Annotated in this window: 5 protein-coding genes; all 5 read right to left on the bottom strand. The window is 64.4% G+C overall.

Annotated elements, in window-relative coordinates:
• Positions 1–31: 31 nt before the first annotated feature.
• Positions 32–484, bottom strand: coding sequence for a ClpXP protease specificity-enhancing factor (locus ABGA94_RS06030; protein ID WP_005415949.1), 453 nt, complete (start codon positions 482–484; stop codon positions 32–34).
• Between the two features lie 84 nt (positions 485–568).
• Positions 569–1,204: a glutathione S-transferase N-terminal domain-containing protein gene (locus ABGA94_RS06025; RefSeq protein WP_005415948.1), complete on the bottom strand. Its 636-nt coding sequence runs from the start codon at positions 1,202–1,204 to the stop codon at positions 569–571.
• Positions 1,205–1,338: 134 nt separating this feature from the next.
• Positions 1,339–2,088 carry a cytochrome c1 gene (locus ABGA94_RS06020; protein WP_049414892.1) on the bottom strand — a complete coding sequence of 250 codons (750 nt, stop codon included), beginning with the start codon at positions 2,086–2,088 and terminating at the stop codon, positions 1,339–1,341.
• A complete protein-coding gene (locus ABGA94_RS06015; RefSeq protein WP_049451337.1) occupies positions 2,081–3,340 on the bottom strand; it encodes a cytochrome bc complex cytochrome b subunit in 1,260 nt (419 codons plus the stop codon). Before ABGA94_RS06015 ends, ABGA94_RS06020 begins: the two co-directional genes overlap by 8 nt.
• Positions 3,340–3,960, bottom strand: a complete 621-nt coding sequence (gene petA / locus ABGA94_RS06010) for a ubiquinol-cytochrome c reductase iron-sulfur subunit (protein WP_004151998.1) — start codon at positions 3,958–3,960, stop codon at positions 3,340–3,342. Before petA ends, ABGA94_RS06015 begins: the two co-directional genes overlap by 1 nt.
• Between the last annotated feature and the right edge of the window lie 162 nt (positions 3,961–4,122).

The following is a 4,122-nucleotide window of genomic DNA, read 5'->3' as shown; positions in this document are numbered from 1 at the left end:
GACGCCGCCCATCGGGGCGGCGTCGGAAGGGTTACTTGACCACGCGCAGGTTCGGGCGGCCCTTCGGCGGCGGACTGGCCGGCGGCGTGTCGTCCGGCGGCGTGCCTTCCTCGTGCAGCAGCTCATCGCGGGTCGGTGCGGTTTCGTTGCCCGGAATGTCATCCGGCAATGCCATGCCCTGCCCGGTCTCGCGGGCGTAGACCGCCAGCACGGCGCTGATCGGCACCTGCACCGGGTAGCTGGTTCCGGAGAAGCGGGCCGAGAAGCTCACCATTTCGTTGTCGATCATCAGCCGCACCACGGCACGTTCGGCGATGTTGAGCACGACCCGGCCATCCTTGACCGCCGAAGGCGGGACCTGCACGCCGGGGACGCCGGCGTCGACCAGGATGTGCGGGGTCAGCTGGTTGTCGTTGATCCATTCCACCAGCGCCCGCAGCAGGTACGGGCGGTGGCTGGTCATGTGGAAGAAGTCTTCGGTCATGCGTGAAGTGTACGCGCCCGGCGCCCCGCCGGGGCGGATCGTCTGCACGCCGGTCGGCGTGCAGACGGGTAACGCGGGGCCGGATCAGACCGGCAGGTCGCGCAGTTTCTTTTCCTGCTCGGTCAGGCTGCGGACAAATCCCGGATGGCGGAAGATGCGGTTGCCGTAGTCCTCGATCGCCTTGCCGTCCTTCGGCAGCGGCACATCCAGCGACTGCAGGCGCCAGATGATCGGCGCCATCGCGCAGTCGGCCAGGCTCATTTCCGGGTTGAGGAAGAACTTGCTGGCCTTGAACAGCGGCAGCGACGCGGTCAGCAGTTCCTTCAGCCGCTTGCGCCCAGCCTCGGCCTGGGTCTTGTTGCCCAGCTGGATGGCCTGCACCTGCGGCACCCAGTCGTGCTCGATGCGGAGCATGGCCAGGCGGATGCGTGCACGCGACAACGGGTCGACCGGCATCAGTGGCGGATGCGGGTAGCGCTCATCCAGGTACTCGCTGACCACCGATGCGGCGTACAGCACCAGCTCGCGTTCGACCAGGGTCGGCACCGAGTGGTACGGATTGAGGTCGATCAGGTCTTCAGGCGGGTTCTGCGGATCGACCGGAACGAAGTCGAAGGTGACGCCCTTGGCCGCCAGGACCAGGCGTACACGGTGGCACAGTACGTCGTCGTTCGAGGAAAACAGCGTCAGTGTATTGCGCATGCGTACGCTCGCCGCCATCAAAGGCTCTCCCACGACAGGAGACCGCCTGCCGCATCGGCGCCGCCGGCACCGTGCCAGCGGTCGACTCCTCCCCGAGTGTGCAACCGACCATCACAAAAGCCAATAGGCCCATGCGATGGCCGGTGGCAGAATCAGTGAACGTCCTTCCAGTATTCCTTCTTCAGCAGGTACAGCAGGAAGGTCAGCAGGGCCAGGAACAGGATCACCCACACGCCCAGCTGCTGGCGCTTGAGTGCGGCCGGTTCGCCGGCGTATTCGAGGAAGTTGGTGATGTCCCGCACGGCCTGGTCGTACTGCCCGGCATCGACCGATCCCGGCGTTTCAATCTTCAGGCCGGTCACCGGCGGGTCCATACCGGGCGCTTCCGCCTTGCCGTGCACCGCATGCTGCAGCCCCTGCATCTCCCACAGCGGGTTGGGCATGGAGGCGTTGGCGAACAGCGCGTTGTTCCAGCCCAGCGGGCGGCTGCTGTCCAGATAGAACGACTTGAGATAGGTATAGACCCAGTCGCTGCCACGCACACGCGCGATCAGGCTGAGATCGGGCGGCATCTTGCCGAACCACTTCTCCGCGTTTTCCTTGGGCATCGCCACCGGGATCGGGTCGCCGATCGCCGAGCCGGTGAAGTTGAGGTTGTTCATCACCTCTTCTTCGGTCAGGCCCAGGTCCTGCGCCATCCGCGAGTAGCGCAGGTACTTCAGCGCGTGGCAGCCGGAGCAGTAGTTCATGTACAGCTGCGCACCCCGCTGCAGCGAGGCGCGGTCACCGAGGTCGTTGCCGGCCTGCAGCAGCTTGGTGCCGCCCTCGGCGGCGGAGGCCAGGAAACTGCCCAGCATCAGGGTGGCCGTCAGGGCCAGCCGGACCATCCAGCGCTCAGTCATGCGTGGTCACCCTCTCCGGTACCGGCTTGGTCTTGTCCAACCTTGTCCATAGCGGCATGGTGATGAAGAACGCGAAGTACAGGAAGGTCAGCACCCGCCCGATGTAGGTTTCATGCACGTCGGTGCCCGGGCCGGAGCCGATCACGCCCAGCCACACGAAGCACACCGCCAGCACGCCCAGCATCACCTTCGAGATCCAGCCGCGGTAGCGCACCGACTTCACCCTGGCCTTGTCCAGCCACGGCACCAGGAACAGGATCGCAATGGCCGAGAACATCACCAGCACGCCACCGAGCTTGTTCGGTACCACGCGCAACATCGCGTAGTAAGGCGTGTAGTACCAGACCGGCTTGATGTGTTCGGGGGTCACCAGGCGGTTGGCCTCGGTGAAGTTGTCGTGTTCCAGGAACAGGCCGCCGAAGCCCGGTGCGAAGAAGATGATGAAGGCGGCGATGATCAGAAGGAAGCCGGCGCCGACACCATCCTTGAGCGTGTAGTACGGATGGAACGGAATACCGTCGGCCGGAGCATTCGGCGACCAGCGGTTGCCCTTCGGCCCCTTCTTGATCTCCACGCCATCGGGGTTGTTCGACCCCACTTCGTGCAGCGCGCCCAGATGCAGCACCACCAGCAACAGCAGCACCAGCGGCAGTGCGATGACGTGCAGCGCGAAGAAGCGGTTGAGCGTGGCGTCACTGGGCAGGTAGTCGCCCATGATCCATTCGGTCAGGCCGTTGCCGATCACCGGTATCGCGCCGAACAGCGAGATGATCACTTTGGCGCCCCAGAACGACATCTGGCCCCACGGCAGCACATAGCCCATGAAGGCCTCGGCCATCAGCACCAGGTAGATCAGCATGCCCAGGATCCACACCAGCTCGCGCGGCTTCTGGTAGCTGCCGTACAGCAGGCCGCGGAACATGTGCAGGTAGACCACGATGAAGAAAAGCGAGGCGCCGGTGGAGTGCATGTAGCGGATCAGCCAGCCCCACTCCACATCACGCATGATGTATTCGATGGAGCCGAACGCCTCGGCGGCGCTGGTCTTGTAGTGCATCGTCAAGAAGATGCCGGTGACGATCTGGTTGACCAGCACCAGCAGTGCCAGCGAACCGAAGTAGTACCAGATGTTGAAGTTCTTCGGCGCGTAATACTCGGTAACGTGCTTGCGGTAGACCGGCATCAGGCCCGGCGCGCGGGCATTGACCCAGTCGGCGACGCCGCTGGCGGTACGGGCGAGGATATTGGCCATCAGGCTGCCCCCTGCGGATCGACACCGATGATGATGGTGTTGTCGTCCTGGTAATGGTGCGCGGGCACCTTCAGGTTGATCGGTGCCGGCACATCCTTGAAGACGCGGCCGGACATGTCGAAGCGCGACTTGTGGCAGGGGCAGAAGTAGCCCCCCTTCCACTGCGGGTCGTAGGGCTCAGGCCGGATCTCGGCGACCATTTCCGGCGAGCAGCCCAGGTGCGTGCACAGGCCGACCAGCACGGAGATGTCCGGCTTGATCGAGCGCAGCTCGGGGTTCTGCTTCAGCACGTAGTCCGGCTGCTGGTCCTTCTCGCCGGACTCGGGGTCCTTGAGGCGGCCATCCAGCCCGTGCAGTGCATCCAGGATCGCCTTGGACCGCTTGACGATCCAGATCGGCTGGCCACGCCACTCCACGATCAGGCGTTGGCCTTCCTGCAGGGCGCTGATGTCGGCCACCACCGGTGCACCGGCAAGCTTGGCACGGGCACTGGGGTTCCAGGATTTGATGAAAGGAACGGCGGTGAATCCGACGCCGACGGCGCCAACCACAGCAGTGGTGGCAGAAAGAAAACGCCGACGTCCGGTGTTGACTGGATCGTGTACCCCATCGTTGGCCATCCGGCACTCCGATATTGATTAGGTAGCTTTAAGGCTGCCAGCGGATCCGGTGGGGGCCAGAGCCGCATTGAATCATGGGCGAGTGTAGCGGAACCGTCGCGCGCCACACAACGCATTGCAACAACATTGATTACGGGGTGGCCGGCCAGCGGCCGGCACTAC

The sequence above is a fragment of the Stenotrophomonas sp. 3diitr2024 genome (assembly GCF_042136455.1).
Lineage (GTDB): Bacteria > Pseudomonadota > Gammaproteobacteria > Xanthomonadales > Xanthomonadaceae > Stenotrophomonas > Stenotrophomonas sepilia.
Note: the sequence above shows the minus strand (reverse complement) of the source record. Positions and strands in the feature narration are given on the sequence as shown.